Annotated in this window: 20 protein-coding genes; 15 read left to right on the top strand and 5 right to left on the bottom strand. The window is 64.5% G+C overall.

From position 1 onward, the window contains the following. The first annotated feature begins 3 nt into the window (after nt 1-3). The 7 genes from narJ (at nt 4) to NCR39_RS25580 (ending at nt 6046) form a co-directional block, all read left to right on the top strand. Nucleotides 4-651, top strand: a complete 648-nt coding sequence (gene narJ / locus NCR39_RS25610; protein WP_250455076.1) for a nitrate reductase molybdenum cofactor assembly chaperone — start codon at nt 4-6, stop codon at nt 649-651. Next, complete coding sequence (gene narI / locus NCR39_RS25605) at nt 648-1322, top strand: respiratory nitrate reductase subunit gamma (RefSeq protein WP_250455074.1); 675 nt, start codon at nt 648-650, stop codon at nt 1320-1322. The genes narJ and narI overlap by 4 nt, the downstream gene beginning before the upstream one ends. A 2-nt stretch (nt 1323-1324) precedes the next feature. Further along, nucleotides 1325-3226 (top strand): type IV pili methyl-accepting chemotaxis transducer N-terminal domain-containing protein, encoded by a 1902-nt coding sequence (locus tag NCR39_RS25600; protein ID WP_250455072.1) that lies wholly within the window; start codon nt 1325-1327, stop codon nt 3224-3226. 35 nt (nt 3227-3261) lie between these two features. Then, the gene (locus tag NCR39_RS25595) at nt 3262-3948 is read left to right on the top strand and encodes a response regulator (RefSeq protein WP_250455070.1); all 687 of its coding nucleotides are present in this window, start codon (nt 3262-3264) and stop codon (nt 3946-3948) included. 52 nt (nt 3949-4000) lie between these two features. Then, nucleotides 4001-5209 (top strand): NAD(P)H-dependent flavin oxidoreductase, encoded by a 1209-nt coding sequence (locus NCR39_RS25590; protein ID WP_250455069.1) that lies wholly within the window; start codon nt 4001-4003, stop codon nt 5207-5209. 74 nt (nt 5210-5283) lie between these two features. Next, nucleotides 5284-5502 carry a DUF3079 domain-containing protein gene (locus NCR39_RS25585; protein ID WP_250455068.1) on the top strand — a complete coding sequence of 73 codons (219 nt, stop codon included), beginning with the start codon at nt 5284-5286 and terminating at the stop codon, nt 5500-5502. A gap of 112 nt (nt 5503-5614) precedes the next feature. Then, complete coding sequence (locus NCR39_RS25580; RefSeq protein ID WP_250455067.1) at nt 5615-6046, top strand: hypothetical protein; 432 nt, start codon at nt 5615-5617, stop codon at nt 6044-6046. A gap of 13 nt (nt 6047-6059) precedes the next feature. Here the strand turns inward: NCR39_RS25580 and NCR39_RS25575 are convergent, their stop codons facing one another. Beyond that, nucleotides 6060-6362 carry a hypothetical protein gene (locus tag NCR39_RS25575; protein WP_040049062.1) on the bottom strand — a complete coding sequence of 101 codons (303 nt, stop codon included), beginning with the start codon at nt 6360-6362 and terminating at the stop codon, nt 6060-6062. A gap of 128 nt (nt 6363-6490) precedes the next feature. Here NCR39_RS25575 and NCR39_RS25570 point away from each other — a divergent pair, with 128 nt between their 5' ends. After that, nucleotides 6491-6811: an HNH endonuclease gene (locus tag NCR39_RS25570; protein ID WP_250455066.1), complete on the top strand. Its 321-nt coding sequence runs from the start codon at nt 6491-6493 to the stop codon at nt 6809-6811. On the opposite strand, the gene NCR39_RS25565 is transcribed toward NCR39_RS25570, so the two are convergent. Further along, entirely contained in the window at nt 6778-7089 is a 312-nt protein-coding gene (locus NCR39_RS25565) for a hypothetical protein (protein ID WP_250455065.1), read from the bottom strand. The two genes, NCR39_RS25570 and NCR39_RS25565, sit on opposite strands and share 34 nt — an antisense overlap. A gap of 394 nt (nt 7090-7483) precedes the next feature. Between NCR39_RS25565 and NCR39_RS25560 the strand changes: the two genes are divergently transcribed. The 5 genes from NCR39_RS25560 to NCR39_RS25540 all read left to right on the top strand — a co-directional run bounded on the left by NCR39_RS25560 (nt 7484) and on the right by NCR39_RS25540 (nt 13131). Beyond that, entirely contained in the window at nt 7484-8542 is a 1059-nt protein-coding gene (locus NCR39_RS25560; protein ID WP_250455064.1) for an NAD(P)-dependent alcohol dehydrogenase, read from the top strand. 82 nt (nt 8543-8624) lie between these two features. Then, nucleotides 8625-10028: a glycosyltransferase family protein gene (locus NCR39_RS25555; RefSeq protein WP_250455062.1), complete on the top strand. Its 1404-nt coding sequence runs from the start codon at nt 8625-8627 to the stop codon at nt 10026-10028. A 138-nt stretch (nt 10029-10166) separates the two neighbouring features. After that, nucleotides 10167-10514 carry a hypothetical protein gene (locus NCR39_RS25550; RefSeq protein WP_250455061.1) on the top strand — a complete coding sequence of 116 codons (348 nt, stop codon included), beginning with the start codon at nt 10167-10169 and terminating at the stop codon, nt 10512-10514. Nucleotides 10515-10638: 124 nt separating this feature from the next. After that, complete coding sequence (gene araD / locus NCR39_RS25545) at nt 10639-12384, top strand: L-arabinonate dehydratase (protein WP_250455059.1); 1746 nt, start codon at nt 10639-10641, stop codon at nt 12382-12384. Nucleotides 12385-12399: 15 nt separating this feature from the next. After that, nucleotides 12400-13131 (top strand): ribonuclease activity regulator RraA, encoded by a 732-nt coding sequence (locus tag NCR39_RS25540; RefSeq protein WP_250455057.1) that lies wholly within the window; start codon nt 12400-12402, stop codon nt 13129-13131. Here NCR39_RS25540 and nudC read toward each other — a convergent pair whose 3' ends face one another. Further along, a complete protein-coding gene (nudC, locus tag NCR39_RS25535; RefSeq protein WP_250455055.1) occupies nt 13132-14073 on the bottom strand; it encodes an NAD(+) diphosphatase in 942 nt (313 codons plus the stop codon). A gap of 171 nt (nt 14074-14244) precedes the next feature. On the opposite strand from nudC, the gene NCR39_RS25530 reads away from it, so the two are divergent. Then, nucleotides 14245-14586, top strand: a complete 342-nt coding sequence (locus tag NCR39_RS25530) for a hypothetical protein (protein ID WP_250455054.1) — start codon at nt 14245-14247, stop codon at nt 14584-14586. A 52-nt stretch (nt 14587-14638) separates the two neighbouring features. Here NCR39_RS25530 and NCR39_RS25525 read toward each other — a convergent pair whose 3' ends face one another. Together NCR39_RS25525 and NCR39_RS25520 are read right to left on the bottom strand one after the other, a co-directional pair. Then, nucleotides 14639-15166 (bottom strand): response regulator, encoded by a 528-nt coding sequence (locus NCR39_RS25525; RefSeq protein ID WP_250455051.1) that lies wholly within the window; start codon nt 15164-15166, stop codon nt 14639-14641. Next, nucleotides 15148-15444, bottom strand: a complete 297-nt coding sequence (locus NCR39_RS25520) for a hypothetical protein (protein ID WP_250455049.1) — start codon at nt 15442-15444, stop codon at nt 15148-15150. The genes NCR39_RS25525 and NCR39_RS25520 overlap by 19 nt, the downstream gene beginning before the upstream one ends. Between NCR39_RS25520 and NCR39_RS25515 the strand changes: the two genes are divergently transcribed. Next, nucleotides 15434-16093, top strand: coding sequence for a glutathione S-transferase family protein (locus NCR39_RS25515; protein ID WP_250455047.1), 660 nt, complete (start codon nt 15434-15436; stop codon nt 16091-16093). The two genes, NCR39_RS25520 and NCR39_RS25515, sit on opposite strands and share 11 nt — an antisense overlap. Nucleotides 16094-16097 lie beyond the last annotated feature (4 nt).

Genomic DNA, 16097 nt, shown 5'->3' with positions numbered 1-16097 from the left:
ACGATGTCGCTCTATCCCATACTTTCCGCTTTGCTCGACTATCCGGAGCAGGCGCTCATCGATGCGTTGCCGGAGATCGAAGCCGCGCTCGCAGCGTGGCCGCGCGCGCGGACGAATCTGTCGCCACTCGTCGATGCGTTGAAGACGCAATCGCTCATCGAATCGCAGGAGCGCTATGTCGCGACGTTCGACCGCACGCCATCGCATTCGCTGCATCTTTTCGAGCACGTACACGGCGAAAGCCGCGACCGCGGCCCCGCGATGGTCGATCTGCTCGACGAATATCGCTCGCTCGGTCTGGAAGTGACGCGCAACGAATTGCCGGACTACGTGCCGCTGTTTCTCGAAGTGCTCGGCCTCGTCGATCCGGCGAAAGCACAGTCGCTGCTCGACGAAGCGATACACGTGCTCAACGCCATCGGCGAACGGCTCGCGGCGAGCGCAAGCGCATACTCCGGCGTGTTCGCGGTGCTGCGCGAGCTTGCATCCGTCGAGCCGCGCCCGCTCACGCAACCGCCCGTGCGCGACATGGACGAGGCGCTCGACATGTTCGGCCCCGGCCACGATGGCGTCGAACCATTGCTGATGCCGTCGCGCGCAACGTCCACGCAGACCATCCGCTTTCATCCGATCGCAAAGGAGGCCCGATGAACACCTTCCTGTTCGGCATCTATCCGTATATCGCGGCGTGCATCTTTCTCTTCGGCAGCCTATTGCGCTTCGAGCGCGAGCAATACACGTGGAAAGCCGATAGCACGCAACTCGTCGAGCGCGGCAATCTGAGGCTCGGCAATATCCTCTTTCATATCGGCATTTTGGGGCTTTTCTTCGGGCATCTGTTCGGCCTGCTCACGCCCGTCGCGGTGTGGGACTGGCTCGGCGTTCAACATAGCGTGAAGCAGGCGGTCGCGATGATCGCGGGCGGCGTCATGGGAACGATGTGTCTCGCGGGCTTGGCGATTCTGCTGCATCGCCGTCTGACGAGCGCGCGTCTTTCGGCCATCACGAAGACCGGCGACCGCGTGCTGCTGCTGTGGATTCTCGTCACGCTGCTCTTGGGCTTGTCGACCATCGGCGAATCGGCTGGCCACATGGACGGCGCGATGATGGTCCGCCTGATGACGTGGGCGCAGCACATCGTCACGTTCCAGGGCGATGCCGCGAGCTACGTCGCCAGCGCGCCGCTCGTTTTCCGCACGCATCTCTTCATGGGCATGACGCTTTTCGTGATCTTCCCGTTCACGCGGCTCGTGCATGTGTGGAGCGGCTTCGCGTCGGTGACGTACGTCGCGCGCGCGTGGCAACTCGTGCGCAGCCGTTGAGCATGGACACGCGCGCGTTTCTTCCTCCGATGCGCGAGCGGCTCGCGACGCGCATCGTCATGTTGTCGGCGGTGGCGCTCGTGCTCGTGCTGACGATGATCGGCGGCACGCTGTGGCTCTCGTGGCAACTGCAAGGCGCGGGCGCGGCCATCAACGATGCGGGCAGCCTGCGCATGCGAGCGAACGCGGTCGGCATTGCGCTGCTCGAATCGCAACGTGAAGCGGGCACTTCGACGCTCGATGAACACATCGCGCAGATGAACGCCACGCTCGATCGTCTGCGGCGCGGCGATCCGGCGCGTCCGCTCTTCCTTCCCGACGACGCGCGCATTCGCGAGCAATTCGACAGCGTCGCCGATGCATGGCGCAACACGCTCGAACCACAGGCGCGCGATACGTCGGAGGCATCGCGTTATCTGGCGGCGCTGCCGTCGTTCGTCGCGGGAGCGGATGCGCTCGTGAGCCTCATCGAGAAGGAAAACGCGCGCAAGACCGCGTGGCTGCGCATGTCGCAGATGGCGCTCGCGGCGCTGTCGTGTCTCGGCACGGTGGCGATCGTGTACTTGCTGTATCTCTGGTTCGTCGCGCCCGTGCAGCGCTTGCAGGAAGGGCTCGCGCGCATCCAGCGGCGTGAGTTCGACGTGCGGCTTCCGGTCGAATCACGCGATGAAATCGGCAATCTCGCGGCAGGCTTCAACCGGATGGCCGCCGAATTGCAGGCGCTTTACGGCGATCTGGCCGCGCGCGTCGAGGCGAAGACGGCGGAACTCGCGGCGCAGAATCGCGAGTTGACCGCGCTCTATGAAATGACCGCGTTCCTCAATTTGCCGAACGACGTGCGCGCGCTGTGCGACGGTTTCATCGCCCGGCTCACGCGCCAGTTCGACGCCCACGGCGCGACGGTTCGCCTGCTTTCCGACGAGGACGATCACTTGCATCTCGTCGCATCCGTTGGCGTGCCGCCCGCATTGCTCGATGCGGAACGCTGCATGCCCATCGACGAATGCCTTTGCGGCGACGCCGCGATGCAGGGCGTGGCCGTCATCCACGATGCGCGGCGCATGCGTCCGCGCGCGTGTCAGAGCATGGAGTCGGCGGGCGTGGCGGCGTTCGGGATCGTGTCGCAAGGCGAGAAGCTCGGCGCGTTCTCGCTGCACTTCGATGCGGCGCGCGCGCTTCCCGCCTCCGAAATCAAGCTGCTGGAGACGCTCGGCAAGCACTTCGGCACCGCGCTGAAGAACCGGCGCCTCGCCGCGATGGAGCGGCGGTTCGCGGTATCGGAGGAACGCAACCTCGTCGCGCAGGGATTGCACGACAGCATCGCGCAGGGCCTCAATTTCCTGAAAATGCAGGTGCATCTGCTCGATGCCGCCGCGCGCGACGAACGCATCGACGAGATTCGCGAGATCGTGCCGCTGCTCGAAGGCGGTGTCGCCGAAAGTTACGACGACGTGCGCGAGCTGCTCAACAACTTCCGTTCGAAGCTCGGCCAGGGCAAGTTCCGGAACGCGGTGGAAAGCACCATCGAGCGCTTCCGTTCGCAGTCCGGCATACCGGTGGCGCTGGACTATCGCGAAGCGGGCGGGCCTCCGCTCGCGGCGGATCTTCAGTTGCAGGTGATCTTCATTCTTCAGGAAGCGCTCTCGAACGTGCGCAAGCATGCGGAAGCGCGTCACGTGAATGTGACGATCGTCAACGATAGTGAATTCAGTCTCTTGGTCGAGGACGACGGCCTGGGCTACGATCCCGACGACATGGGCTTCCTCGACGAAAGGCACGTCGGTTTTCACATCATGCGCGAGCGAGCGGAGCGGCTCTCGGCCAGGCTTCAACTGACCGGGTCGCCCAAGCGCGGTGCGCGCGTCGAACTCATTCTGCCAACTCATGCGCGTCAGGCGGTCTGACGCGCGCACGGCATCGCCGTCCGGGGAATTTCATCATGACCATCCGCATTCTGCTCATCGACGACCACACGCTGTTCCGGTCGGGCGTGCGCGCGCTGTTGCAACGCACGCCGGATTTCGAGGTCGTCGGCGAAGCAGCGGATGGGCACGAAGGCATCAAGCGGGCGAAGCAGTTCTGCCCGGACGTCATTCTGCTGGACATCAACATGCCGGGGCTTTCCGGCCTCGAAACCTTGCGGCTGCTCGTGCAGGACGTGCCTCGGGCGGCCGTGGTCATGCTGACGGTGTCCGAAGACGTCGACGAACTGACGGTCGCGCTGCGCGACGGCGCGTGCGGCTTTCTGCTGAAGAACATCGAGGCGGACACGCTTGCCGCGGCCATCCGCAAGGCGGCGGCGGGTCAGCCCGTGATCGCCGACGATATGACCGCGAAGCTCGTCGCGAGCATGCGCCGTCCGGCAGTGCAGACGGATGTCGCGCCGGTCGCGAGTGCGTCGATTGCGGCGTCCGATCCGCTCACGTCGCGCGAACGCGACATCATCCGCGAACTGTCTCGCGGCGCGAGCAACAAGGAAATCGCGCGCACGCTGTCGCTCGCGGAAAGCACCGTCAAGATCCACGTGCGCAACATCCTGCGCAAACTGAATTTCACGAGTCGCGTCCAGGTCGCGCTCTACGCAGCCGGGCGCGACGCTGCGTCCGTTCTCACCGAATCCATTTGAACGCCGCCGATGCCCCGAACGGGCCACGCGCGCGTCATTCGCCAGTCAGATCATGAATCGAAACCACGCTGAAACCTCAATCGCTCCGACGTCTTCACTTCACGGCTTTGCGCCGCTGACGATTCGCGGGCGCAGCCTGCTGCCCATCGTGCAGGGCGGCATGGGAGTCGGCATCTCCGCGCATCGGCTGGCGGGAAGCGTCGCGCGCGAAGGCGCCGTCGGAACGATCGCGAGCATCGACTTGCGCCATCATCATGCGGACCTGACCGCCGCGTGCAAGGCCGATCCGTCGCGCGAAACGCTCGAGCAGGCGAACCTCACCGCGCTCGCGCGCGAGATCCGCAGCGCGAAGGCGTTGTCGGAAGGGCGCGGCATGATCGCCGTCAACGTGATGAAAGCGGTCAGCGCGCACGCCGACTATGTGCGCGTGGCCTGCGACGAAGGCGCGGACGCCATCGTGATGGGCGCGGGCCTGCCGCTCGACTTGCCCGATCTGACCGAAGGCCGCGACATCGCGCTGATCCCGATTCTCTCCGACAGCCGCGGCGTCAATCTCGTCCTCAAGAAGTGGATGAAGAAGGGACGCTTGCCGGACGCGATCGTGATCGAGCATCCGGCGCACGCGGGCGGGCATCTCGGCGTGACGGACGTATCGGACATGAACAACGAATGCTTCGGATTCGCGCGCGTGCTCGAAGAACTGGAGACGGTGTTCAAGACGCTCGGCATCGCGAGAACGGATGTGCCGGTGATCGTCGCGGGCGGCATCAACAGTCACGAAGCCGTGCGCACGTGGCTCGCGGCGGGCGCGAACGGCGTTCAGATCGGCACGCCGTTCGCCGTCACCGAGGAAGGCGACGCGCATCCGGAGTTCAAGCGCGTGCTCGTCGAAGCCACGCCGGACGATATCGTCGAGTTCATCAGCGTGACCGGGCTGCCCGCGCGCGCGGTCAAGACGCCGTGGCTGACGCGCTATTTGCGCAACGAAGAGCGCATTCGCACGAAGATCGGCGCGCGCAGGCAGACGTGCCCGACCGCGCTCGAATGCCTGAGCGTGTGCGGCCTGCGCGATGGCATCGAGAAATTCGGCCACTTTTGCATCGATACGCGGCTCGCGGCGGCGCTGCGCGGCGACGTGGGCAACGGACTCTTCTTCCGTGGCCGCGAGAAACTGCCGTTCGGCGCGGCGATTCGCAGCGTGCGCGAATTGATCGAGCTGCTGCTCACCGGCACGACGAAGGCGGCCGCTGCGGGCTGCTGAATCGAGTTCGGTTGATGGTTGGTCGCCTGCGAGCCCTCGTACGCGAAAGGCGATCAACGAAGGAGCACGGCGCCATGGCTAAACGATTTCCTCTGCATCCGAAGCATCCGGAACGCAATTGCTGGGGCTGCGACCACTATTGCGCGGCGAACGCCATGCGCTGCGGCAACGGATCGAACCGCACGCAGCATCCGGCCGAATTGATGGGCGACGACTGGTACGCGTTCGGCGACTGGGGCCTCGAAGTCGCCGACGACGCAACGTCGATCGAGACTTCATCCGCCCGGTCGTAACGCGTTTCGAAACAGACTGAACGCAAAAGCGCACTGCGTATTCGGTCGACTCCTACGCGCCCGCGCGAACGCGCTGCCTAGAATGGGACAACTCAATTCACCGCGTTGTCCCATGCCTATCAAGCTCGAATTCGAAACACCGGAAGGCCGTCTTTCGCTGCGCGTCGACGATATCCAGTTCGTGGCCTATGACGCCGCCGAAACCTCGATGCGATCCATGTACACGTTCGTCGAGCGCATGCGTGACATGGGCCTCGGCGGTCTCGCCGAGACGCACGCGCGGCTGCTTGCACAGAACCGCGTCAACGTGATGGAACTGCGCGAAGCACACGACGACGCCCAAACGCTGCTCGCGTGCGGCGCTGTCGGCGATGCGATGGACGACACGATCATGCCCCGGCTCGCGATACTGCGGGAGAACATCGGGGAGACGCATCGGCAGATGCGCGCGAGCGTCGATCGGCTGGCCGCGTTGTCGGCGGCGTGTCATCGCGCATTGAGCCAGATTCCCGGTTACAAGCCGCCGAAGTCCGCGCGCCGTTGACGCATCCGAACCGTCAACCGCCGGAGTACTTTCGCAACAGCGCGTTGACATCGATGCGCTGCCCTTGCAGCAGAAGCAGCCGCGCGTGCAACACGAGATTCTCGATGAGAAGCAGCGCGGTCGTGAGCATGTAAGTGAGATTGACATCGCCGGCGTTCAGGCCGCTCGCCTGCAGGTTCCGATGCTTCTCCAGCAACGAAGTCAACACCAGACTGCGCAATTCCGGTTCGCCGAACGGCAGATCGCCGTAATCGACGGGATCTTCACGTTCGAGTTCCGCGAGCAGGCCCGTCAATTCGCTGATGGTCACTTCCATGACGTCTCCGGCGTGAGGTTGCGTGGACGGTGAACAGCGCCTTCATGATGCCACGGGAACGCACGCGGCAGCGTCGCGAGACGCGGCGTACACTGAATCGTCGACATTTTCCGCAGACGATCAGCACGATGGCCAGGCGCGCGCCCGAACCGTGGTATCACCCGCCGCAGGAAGAAGTCTGCGCGCTATGCGGCCGTCCCGTGCCGCCGTCCGAGCGCGACTTGCATCATCTCGTGCCGAAGTCGCAGGGCGGACGCGAGACGGCGGTGTTCCATCGTATCTGTCATCGGCAATTGCATGCGTTGTTCAGCGAGAAGCAACTCGCGCAGCAGTTTTCGACCGTCGAAGCGCTGCTCGCGGACGATCAAGTGCGCGGCTTCGTGCAATGGGTGAAGACGAAGCCGAACGAGTTCTATCAGCGCACGCGGCGTTCCTCGCGCAAGCCGTAGCCGCGCGGTCCGGGTGCGCCCCATCGCGCGCGCGGCACGTCCTTCTTCAGCGCCGACATGCCGAAGCGCTGCATGACGTAGCTCTCCAGCACGAGATACAAGTCCGCTTCGCGCGCGCGCGTGCCCCATCGGCTATTGCCCGCGACGGACGCCACCGTGAACCACGAGTGCGGCGGAAAAAGCTCGACGCGCAGCACGTCGCGTTCCAGAATCCTGAGCCGCCCGGTATCGGGATGAAATTCCGCCGTGACAGTGCCTTCCGGTAAATCGATGCTCACCCTCGTTGCATTCGCCTGCATGGTCTCGCCCTCTCTATGGTTCCGATACGCTAGTCGCACGTCTGTGACGACGTTATGACCGGCGTTCGCTCTCGAATAGTCCCGCTTGCGGAGGGCTCCAAAAGAGGCCGCCCGAGGCCGCCCGCCGTTCAAGCAGAGATATTCCGATAGGCATACAGTAACGAGAGTCCGCGCCGACGCCGAAGTATCGGCAGCATCGGCTATGAAGGTCGAACGGACGCAAAGCGTGCTGGCGAAGGTTGGCCTTCGCACATAAAATGCCGCGCCTCAGGCATTCACGCACCTGATTCAGCCGCGCGTTCCTTTCGCGTTTCCCAACGCGTGAAGGCGCGGATTCATGTCCTTACATCAAAATCAAAGAGGGAAATCATTCATGTTGAAAGCGTATTCGTATGCAGCGTCCGCAGCCGACAAGCCGCTCGGTCCGCTCGAAATCCAGCGCCGCGATATCGGTCCGAACGACGTGCGCATCGACATTCTTTTTTGCGGTGTCTGCCATTCCGATCTCCACATGGCGCGCAACGAATGGGGCGGCACGAACTATCCGGTCGTGCCGGGCCATGAGATCGTCGGACGCGTGTCGGAAGTCGGATCGGACGTGACGAAGTTCAAGGCGGGCGATCTCGCGGGCGTCGGCTGCATGGTGGATTCGTGTCGCGTCTGCGATGCCTGCAAGGAAGGTCTCGAACAGTATTGCGAAAGTCCCGAGAGCTTCACGCAGACCTACAACTCGCCGGACAAGAAGTCGGGCGGCGTGACGTATGGCGGCTATTCGACCTCGGTCGTCGTCGATGAAGCGTTCACGCTGCGCATTCCCGAGAATCTCGAACTGGCCGCGGTCGCGCCGCTGCTGTGCGCGGGGATCACGACGTATTCGCCGCTGCGCCACTGGAACGTGAAGCCGGGCGATAAGGTCGGCATCGTGGGCCTGGGCGGACTCGGTCACATGGGCGTGAAGATCGCGGCGGCGATGGGCGCGCATGTCGTGCTCTTCACCACGTCGCCGAACAAGATCGAAGACGCGAAGCGTCTGGGCGCGAGCGAAGTGGTCGTGTCGAAAGATCCGGACCAGATGGCCGCGCACGCGAACAGCTTCGATTTCATTTTGAACACGGTGGCGGCGTCGCATGACCTCGATCAGTTCATTGCGCTGCTCAAGCGCGATGCCACGATGACGCTCGTCGGCGCGCCGGAGCATCCGCATCCGTCGCCTTCGGTGATGAACATGATCTTCAAGCGCCGTTCGCTGGCCGGTTCGCTGATCGGCGGCATCGCGGAGACGCAGGAAATGCTGGACTTCTGCGGCAAGCACGGCATCACGTCGGATATCGAAATGATCCGCATGGACGAGATCAACACGGCGTATGAGCGCATGTTGAAGAGCGACGTGAAGTATCGCTTCGTGATCGACATGGCGACGATGGAGCGTTAAGCGCTGTCGTTCGGCGGCGCGCGGCGGCCCGGCGGAAGTCGAGGCGGCCCGCCGCGCCGCATGCGGCAAACTGTCCTTCGGCTTGCTGAAGAATGGAAAGGCGACGCAGAATCGCAAGCTGCCTCGCTATTTCCAGATCGGCCATGCCATGACGACGAAGCTCATCAGTTTCTTCGCAGTCCGCGACGCGCACGCGTCTTTCGAGAATCATCGGCGCTATTGCGCGAGGCGCGGCTACGCGCACGATTATGTCGATGCGAGCGGTATCGGCTGGACGCATCTGCGCATGGTGCTGAAGTATCAGACGCTGCTGCGCACGCTGCGCGCATCGGCTGAAGGCGATCTCGTGCTGCTGCTCACGCAGGATTGTCTGATCGTGCGCGACATCGCGTGCGAAGCGTTGCTCGATGCGAGCCGCGGCCATATCACCGTGTCGATGGGCGATGCCGAGAACGACACCGTCATCGGCGCATTTCAGTTGTGGCGCAACACGGCGGCATCGCGAGAAGCGGTGGAGCGCCTGTGCGTGCGTGCGAAATTCGGCGCGTCGGTCGCGAGCGAATCGGAACTGCTGCGCGCGACGTCGCCGTTCGCGTACATGACGTGCTTCGACGGCGTGCATCCGCTCACGCCCGCCGCGTGGCATATCGATCCGACGTGGACGCACTGGCGTGCGTTCACCATCGCGCTCGCCGATATTCCGGACGCGCCGCCCAATCAGCCCGTCCACGCCGATCTGCGCGATCTCTTCGCGGAGCACATCAACGATTGTCAGTCGAGAGCGCGGCCTTATCTGAGCCTGCCGCCGCCGTCCGCACCCGAATCCGCCGAGCCTGCCTACGAAGCGCTGAATCCCGACGCGCCTGTCGCGCTCGTCATGCTCTATACGCCGAACATCCGCGCGTACGGCGAAATCGCGGAGCGCAATCTGCGCCGCTATTGCGCGCGACACGGCTACGCGTTGCATCTTTATCGCGACGTGCCATCCGATGCCGGGCACGGCGCGAGCGGCAACTGGCTGAAGCCGTGGGTGTTGCGGCGCCATTTGCCGTCGCATGAGTGGGTCTTCTGGATCGATGCCGACGTGCTCGTGATCGACCAGTCGATGCCGCTCGATACCTTGCTCGCGAATCGCGATCGCGTGATCGCAATGGACATGAGCTGGCAGTTCAACTCGGGCATCATGGGCTTTCGACGCACGCAAGCCAATCTCGACGTGCTCGCCGAAGTGGAGCAGGCGATCGGCGGCGTGGCGGACAAGTCATCGACTTACGCGAGCGGCGGCGATCAGGAAGCGTTCATCAAGGTGCTGACGCGGCACGGCATGGCGAGCGACGCGGACCTCGTCGACTGCATCACGCTGAACACGCCTTATCAGCTTCAGCGCCCCGACAGCTTCATGGTTCATTACATGCATATGTGGCCGTCGCTGCGCGCGCTGGCGATGCATCGCGGCGATCTGGCGAGCCAGCTACACGAAAGGTAAATGTAATATCGCCGCCTTTGCTGCGACGCAAAAGGCTGAAAAGCTTGAAGAACCTAGTCGCAACTGCGGCTTTCGGTCAACTGTCGGCTAGCGCGTGTGCAGTAGAATGCGAACCTCATTCCACGATAAAACGGACGCATGTTGCGTAAGGCCTGGCGCGGGGAAGAACGGTTCTGGAAAGTCTGGTGGCTGCTGGGCCTGCCGCTGCACCTCGCATGGTGGGCGGTGTATCTGTACCTCTGGGGCACCGGCGTCTGGCCCGAATCGTTCCTGTTGATCACCATCTGGTTCTGGCCCGGCATGCTCGGCCTGTTCGCGGCATGCGCGGCGCTGTACCTCGCGTGGTGCACGGCGGCGTGGCGATGCTCCGGCAATGTCGATCGCCGCATGTGGACCTATGTCGCGCGCGTGCTGATCGGCGTCGGCCTCGGATCGTTTGTCACCGAATGCTTGCTGATTCTCGCCGCGCCGTTCGTATCGGGCTGACGCGCTGATCGCCCTCATCCGTCTCTCCCCCGACTAAGCGTTCCCGTAAAAGCCCCAAGCGACGATGCGCGATGACATCGCTACCATCACGCACATCCAACGGTAACGCGAAGGGAGACGTCGCTTGGCCTACGATCCGACTATCCGCAAGACGCCGGAAGAACTGCGCAGCCATCGCTGGTACGGCGTGAACGATCTGCGTTCGTTCGGCCATCGCTCGCGCACGGCGCAGATGGGCTATCACCCGTCCGATTACATGGGCAAGCCGGTGATCGCCGTCGTCAATACGTGGAGCGAGATCAATCCGTGCCACACGCATTTCAGGCAGCGCGTCGAGGAAGTGAAGCGCGGCGTGTGGCAAGCGGGCGGCTTTCCCGTCGAAATGCCGGTGATGACGCTCGCCGAGCCGTTCCAGAAGCCGACGACCATGCTCTATCGCAATTTCCTCGCGATGGAAGTCGAGGAACTGCTGCGTTCCTATCCGTTCGATGGCTGCGTGCTGATGGGCGGCTGCGACAAGACCACGCCCGGCCTGCTGATGGGCGCGATCAGCATGAATCTGCCTGCGATCTACCTGCCCGCCGGTCCGATGCTGCGCGGCAACTGGAACGGCCGCACGCTCGGCAGCGGCTCCGACACGTGGAAGTATTGGGCCGAACTGCGCGCGGGCAAAATCACCGAGGACGAGTGGAAGGGCGTGGAAAGCGGCATCGCGCGATCGCCGGGCCATTGCATGACGATGGGCACCGCGTCCACCATGACGAGCGCCGCCGAAGCGCTCGGCCTGACGCTGCCCGGCTTCGCGTCGATTCCGGCGGTGGATTCGCGGCATGCGCAGTACGCGTCGCTGACCGGGCAGCGCATCGTCGAGATGGTGTGGACGGATCTGAAGCCGTCCGACGTGCTCACCGCGAAGTCTTTCGATAACGCCGTCACCACCGTGCTCGCGATGTCCGGATCGACGAACGCGATCGTGCATCTCGTCGCCATCGCGCGGCGCGCGGGCGTGCCGCTCACGACCGCGCGCTTCGACGAGCTTTCGCGCGTGACGCCGGTCATCGCCAACGTGCGTCCGGCGGGCAGCTATCTCATGGAGGACTTCTTCTACGCGGGCGGACTGCGCGCGCTGCTCGCCGAACTCGGCGATTTGATCGATGGGATGCAACTAACGGTCAATGGCGCAACCCTCGGCGAGAACATCGCGGGCGCCGAAATTTTCGACGACGACGTCATTCGACGGCGCAGCAATCCGCTCGTGCCGAACGATGGCCTCGCGGTCCTCACCGGCAACCTCGCGCCGGACGGCGCCGTCATCAAGCCGGCGGCGATGGAAGCGCATCTGCTCAAGCATCGCGGGCCGGCGGTCGTGTTCAGGGACTACGCGGACATGGCCGCGCGCATCGACGACGAAGCGCTCGACATCACCGCCGATTCGGTCATCGTGCTTCAGCATGCGGGACCGGTCGGCGCGCCCGGCATGCCGGAGTGGGGCCAGTTGCCGATCCCGCAGAAGCTGTTGAAAGAGGGCGTGCGCGACATGGTCCGCATTTCCGACGCGCGCATGAGCGGCACGAGCTACGGCGCGTGCGTGCTGCACGTCGCGCCGGAATCGTTTGTCGGCGGGCCGCTCGCGTTCGTGAAAGATGGCGATGTCGTCGAACTGGACGTGCCCGCGCGCCGCCTGCATCTCGATGTCGGCGACGATGAACTCGCCGCGCGCCGGGCCGCATGGACGCCGCCGAAGCGTCCGTTCGAGCGCGGCTTCGGCGTGATGCATCAATTGCACGTGACGCAGGCGGACAAGGGCTGCGACTTCGATTTTCTCGAAGAAAAGTTCGAAGCCGATGGCGGCGAACCGGAAATCCACTGAACGAAGCTCATCACCATGACGACTCAAGACATCGCCGTTCCGGACGAAACGCTCGACCTGCTCCGCCACGTCAGCACCGCGACGCTCACCACGCAGCTTTTCAAGCGCGGCCTGCGCAACGTGTTCCTGCAAGGCGTCGCGCCGCTCGTGAAGCCCGCGAAGGGCGCGCCGAATCTCGTCGGACCGGCGTTCACGCTGCGCAACATTCCGGCGCGCGAGGACATCGATCAATTGAGCGTGTTTCAGAATCCCGATCATCCGCAGCGCAAGGCCGTCGAAAGCGCGCCGCCGGGCAGCGTGCTCGTGCAGGATTGCCGCGGCGATCGCACGGTGGCGTCGACCGGTTCGATTCTCACGACGCGCCTCAAGGTGCGCGGCGTCGCGGGAATGGTGTCGGACGGCTGCGTGCGCGATAGCGGCACCATCGGCGATATCGGCTTGCCGCTCTTCTGCGCGGGCGCGAGCGCGCCGCTGAACCTCGCGAAGCATCACGCGGTGGACATGAACGTGCCGATCGCGTGCGGCGGCGTGGCGGTGTATCCGGGCGATATCGTCGTCGGCGACGTGGACGGCGTCGTGATCGTGCCGCGTCACATGGCCGAGCAGGTCGCGAAGGACGCAGCCGAGCAGGAGCGGCTGGAAGCGTTCATCGCCGAGCGCGTGGAAGCGGGCGCGGTGCTGCGCGGCACGTATCCGCCGAACGACGAAACGCTCGCCGCCTACGCGAAGTGGCGCGAGCAGAATTGATCATTCGCCCTGCACGAACGCCTTCAACAAATGATGCGCGATGGCTAACGGCTTCGGCGCCGAAAGACCGTCGGCGTGCGTGCCGTCGAGCATCGCGGCAGCTTCGGCGCGCGTGAACCAGCGCGCGTCTTCCAGTTCGTTCTTGTCGATGGTGATCTCCGTCCCGCCCGCGCGCGCGAAGCAGCCGATCATCAGCGACGACGGAAACGGCCACGGCTGCGACGCGAAATAGCGCACGTCCGCGCAGCGGATGCCCGCCTCTTCCAGCACCTCGCGATACACCGCGTGCTCGATCGTCTCGCCCGGCTCGATGAAGCCCGCGAGCGCCGAATACATGCCCGGCGCGAACTGCGGCTGACGCCCGAGCAGGCAGCGGTCGCCATCGGTGACGAGCATGATGACGACCGGATCGACGCGCGGAAAATGCTGCGCGCGGCAGTTGCCGCAGATGCGCCGCCAGCCCGCGCCCGCGTCGTCGGTCGGATGCCCGCAGTTCGCGCAGAAGCGATGCCGCGCATGCCAGTCGAGCATCGAACGCGCTTCGCCGAGCGCGCTGACGACCGGCGCCGCGACGAGTCCCTGCATCGCGATGGGCCGCAGTTCGACCGCTTCCACCGGCACGCCGTCGAGCGCGCTGACGGCGGCTTCGGCGCTCGTGTCGAGCGTGGACGCGAAAAGCGCGCGTTGGTCCGCATCGCGGCCGAGCAGCACTGTTTGGCGCGGCACGCCGAGCCTGGCGGCTTCATCGGCGTCGAAAAGCGCATCGAAACTCGCCTCGTCGCCCGCGATGCGCTTCACCAGCGGCACGTTGCCGACGAAGAGCAGGAAGCGCGTGGCGGCATCGTCGCGCAGACGGGCGACGAACGCGGCGTCGTCGCGTTTCTCGGACATGCGGTCGAGCGGATCGAATGTGAAACCGATGGTTTGGGGCGGCGTGGGCATGATGGCTGGAAAGTGGCGTCGGCGCGGGAAGGCAAGCGAGCATCCTAGCGAAGTTGACGCATCCTTGCTGACGGAGTCGAGACGGCCGATACCTTTCGGATTTATCCAGTGGCGGCCGCCTTAGGACGACTTCTAGAGTTTCATTCTTGCGATTCGAACAAGGAGAAACTCATGGAGCCGAATGTGACGGTATCGGTGAACGAAAAGGGCCACGCGGTGGTGACGCACGCGATGCCGCTCGTCGATTACTGCGTGCATCGCGCGCAAACGCTACGTGCGATGGTCGAGGCGCTGAGCGCCGCGAAACTTGCCGGCGATGGCGCGTGCGCCGCGTCGTCGGCGCTGGCGAAACCGCTGATGGAACTGATCCGCGCGCACGTCAGCGAACTCGAGCCGCTTTTCAAGACGCTCGATCAGCGCGCGTACGAAAAAGGTTTCGAGGACGCGAGAATCGTGAGCGGCACGAAGCGTGGGCAGCTCGAATCCGTGAAGGATCCGGTCGTCGCCGCCTGAGCGCGCGGACCATTTCACCGCGATGCGCCGGAGAGCGCATCGCGGCGAAACGTCAGCTTTTCGCGCTGAACGGCTTCACGCTCACGCGCACATCGCCATATTTCGCGGTCGCGCTGAACGCCTGGCGCACGGGCGGCTCATCGTTCGATTCGAGGCAAGCGGCGATGCGGCGCGAAACCAGCCCCGTCACCCCCGAGAGCACGCGATCGCAAATGCGCCCGAACTCGCGCAACTCGTCTCGCGTACTCGCGATACCCGCCGCGCCCGCGCGCTGCATCGCCCGCAACGCGCGCGCGCCGGTGTCCGCCGTGAGGACGACGACCGGCGTCTCCGGATAGCGCTGGCGCAGCACGCACAGCAGCTCGACGCTGTCGTCGCCGGCGGGCGCGTTTGCATCGAGCGCGCCGCCGATCACGATGACGTCGCCCGTCGTGTCCTGAAGCGTCGCGAGCAATTGTTCCGTGCTCGAAGCGCTCGCCGCGATGCAATAGCGCCCGCGCGCGCCGAACCAGTTTTGCAGTCCCGCGACGATCACGGGTTGCCCGTCTGCAACGACGAGTCTTATCTTTTCTGTACGCACCAATTTTTCCCTCGACCGTAGGAAGGTTGGAATTCCGGCCGCGCGCGATTCTTCGACCGCCTCGTGCCGGAACCCGTCACGGTAGCAAAGGCGCGCGCCGCCGACAATCGAATGAAGAATGCATCCGGTTCCATCGCGGGATGGTTGCCTTGCACAACGAAATGTTGCCGGTCGGCTTCACGAATTGTCGATTCACCGTGACGCCGATCGTCGTCAATAACCGATATCACCGATGTCACCGATACAACCGGTCCGGAGGCCGAAACGATGAGTCTCATGCTCTACGCCCACCCGTTTTCGTCGTATTGTCAAAAGGTGCTGGTCGCGCTGTACGAGAACGGCACGCCGTTCGAATGGCGGCCGCTCACGCCCGAAACGCCGCAATCCATGCGCGAACTCGCCGAATTCTGGCCGATGAAGCGCTTTCCCGTGCTCGTCGACGACGGCAAGCCGGTGATGGAGGCGACGGTCATCATCGAATATCTCGGGCTGTTTCATCCCGGCCCGGTGCGGCTGATTCCCGACGATCCGCGCGCCGCGCTCGACGTGCGCTGGATGGATCGCTTCTTCGACAACTACATGTCGACGCCGCAGCAGAAAATCGTCGTCGATTCGATGCGCGCCGCCGGTGAACGCGATCCACGCGGCGTCGCCGATGCCCGCGCGATGCTCGACACCGCGTACGCGTATCTCGACCGCCTGATGGCCGCGCGCGAATGGGCCGCGGGCGACACGTTCAGCCTCGCCGACTGCGCCGCCGCGCCGTTCCTGTTCTACGCGGACTGGACGCATCGCATCGGGGAGGCGCATGCCAACGTGATCGCGTATCGAAAGCGGCTGCTGGCGCGGCCGTCGTTCGCGCGCGCGGTGGACGAGGCGCGGCCGTATCGGCGATTGTTTCCGCTCGGCGCGCCCGATCGCGACTGACGTT

The organism is Caballeronia sp. ATUFL_M2_KS44 (assembly GCF_023630965.1).
Classification (GTDB): domain Bacteria; phylum Pseudomonadota; class Gammaproteobacteria; order Burkholderiales; family Burkholderiaceae; genus Caballeronia; species Caballeronia concitans.
Note: the sequence above shows the minus strand (reverse complement) of the source record. Positions and strands in the feature narration are given on the sequence as shown.

Coding starts and splice junctions, on each gene's coding strand:
- narJ (WP_250455076.1), top strand. CDS start 4: ATGTCGCTCTATCCCATACTTTCCGCTTTGCTCGACTATCCGGAGCAG.
- narI (WP_250455074.1), top strand. CDS start 648: ATGAACACCTTCCTGTTCGGCATCTATCCGTATATCGCGGCGTGCATC.
- NCR39_RS25600 (WP_250455072.1), top strand. CDS start 1,325: ATGGACACGCGCGCGTTTCTTCCTCCGATGCGCGAGCGGCTCGCGACG.
- NCR39_RS25595 (WP_250455070.1), top strand. CDS start 3,262: ATGACCATCCGCATTCTGCTCATCGACGACCACACGCTGTTCCGGTCG.
- NCR39_RS25590 (WP_250455069.1), top strand. CDS start 4,001: ATGAATCGAAACCACGCTGAAACCTCAATCGCTCCGACGTCTTCACTT.
- NCR39_RS25585 (WP_250455068.1), top strand. CDS start 5,284: ATGGCTAAACGATTTCCTCTGCATCCGAAGCATCCGGAACGCAATTGC.
- NCR39_RS25580 (WP_250455067.1), top strand. CDS start 5,615: ATGCCTATCAAGCTCGAATTCGAAACACCGGAAGGCCGTCTTTCGCTG.
- NCR39_RS25575 (WP_040049062.1), bottom strand. CDS start 6,362: ATGGAAGTGACCATCAGCGAATTGACGGGCCTGCTCGCGGAACTCGAA.
- NCR39_RS25570 (WP_250455066.1), top strand. CDS start 6,491: ATGGCCAGGCGCGCGCCCGAACCGTGGTATCACCCGCCGCAGGAAGAA.
- NCR39_RS25560 (WP_250455064.1), top strand. CDS start 7,484: ATGTTGAAAGCGTATTCGTATGCAGCGTCCGCAGCCGACAAGCCGCTC.
- NCR39_RS25550 (WP_250455061.1), top strand. CDS start 10,167: ATGTTGCGTAAGGCCTGGCGCGGGGAAGAACGGTTCTGGAAAGTCTGG.
- NCR39_RS25540 (WP_250455057.1), top strand. CDS start 12,400: ATGACGACTCAAGACATCGCCGTTCCGGACGAAACGCTCGACCTGCTC.
- nudC (WP_250455055.1), bottom strand. CDS start 14,073: ATGCCCACGCCGCCCCAAACCATCGGTTTCACATTCGATCCGCTCGAC.
- NCR39_RS25530 (WP_250455054.1), top strand. CDS start 14,245: ATGGAGCCGAATGTGACGGTATCGGTGAACGAAAAGGGCCACGCGGTG.
- NCR39_RS25515 (WP_250455047.1), top strand. CDS start 15,434: ATGAGTCTCATGCTCTACGCCCACCCGTTTTCGTCGTATTGTCAAAAG.
- NCR39_RS25520 (WP_250455049.1), bottom strand. CDS start 15,444: ATGAGACTCATCGTTTCGGCCTCCGGACCGGTTGTATCGGTGACATCG.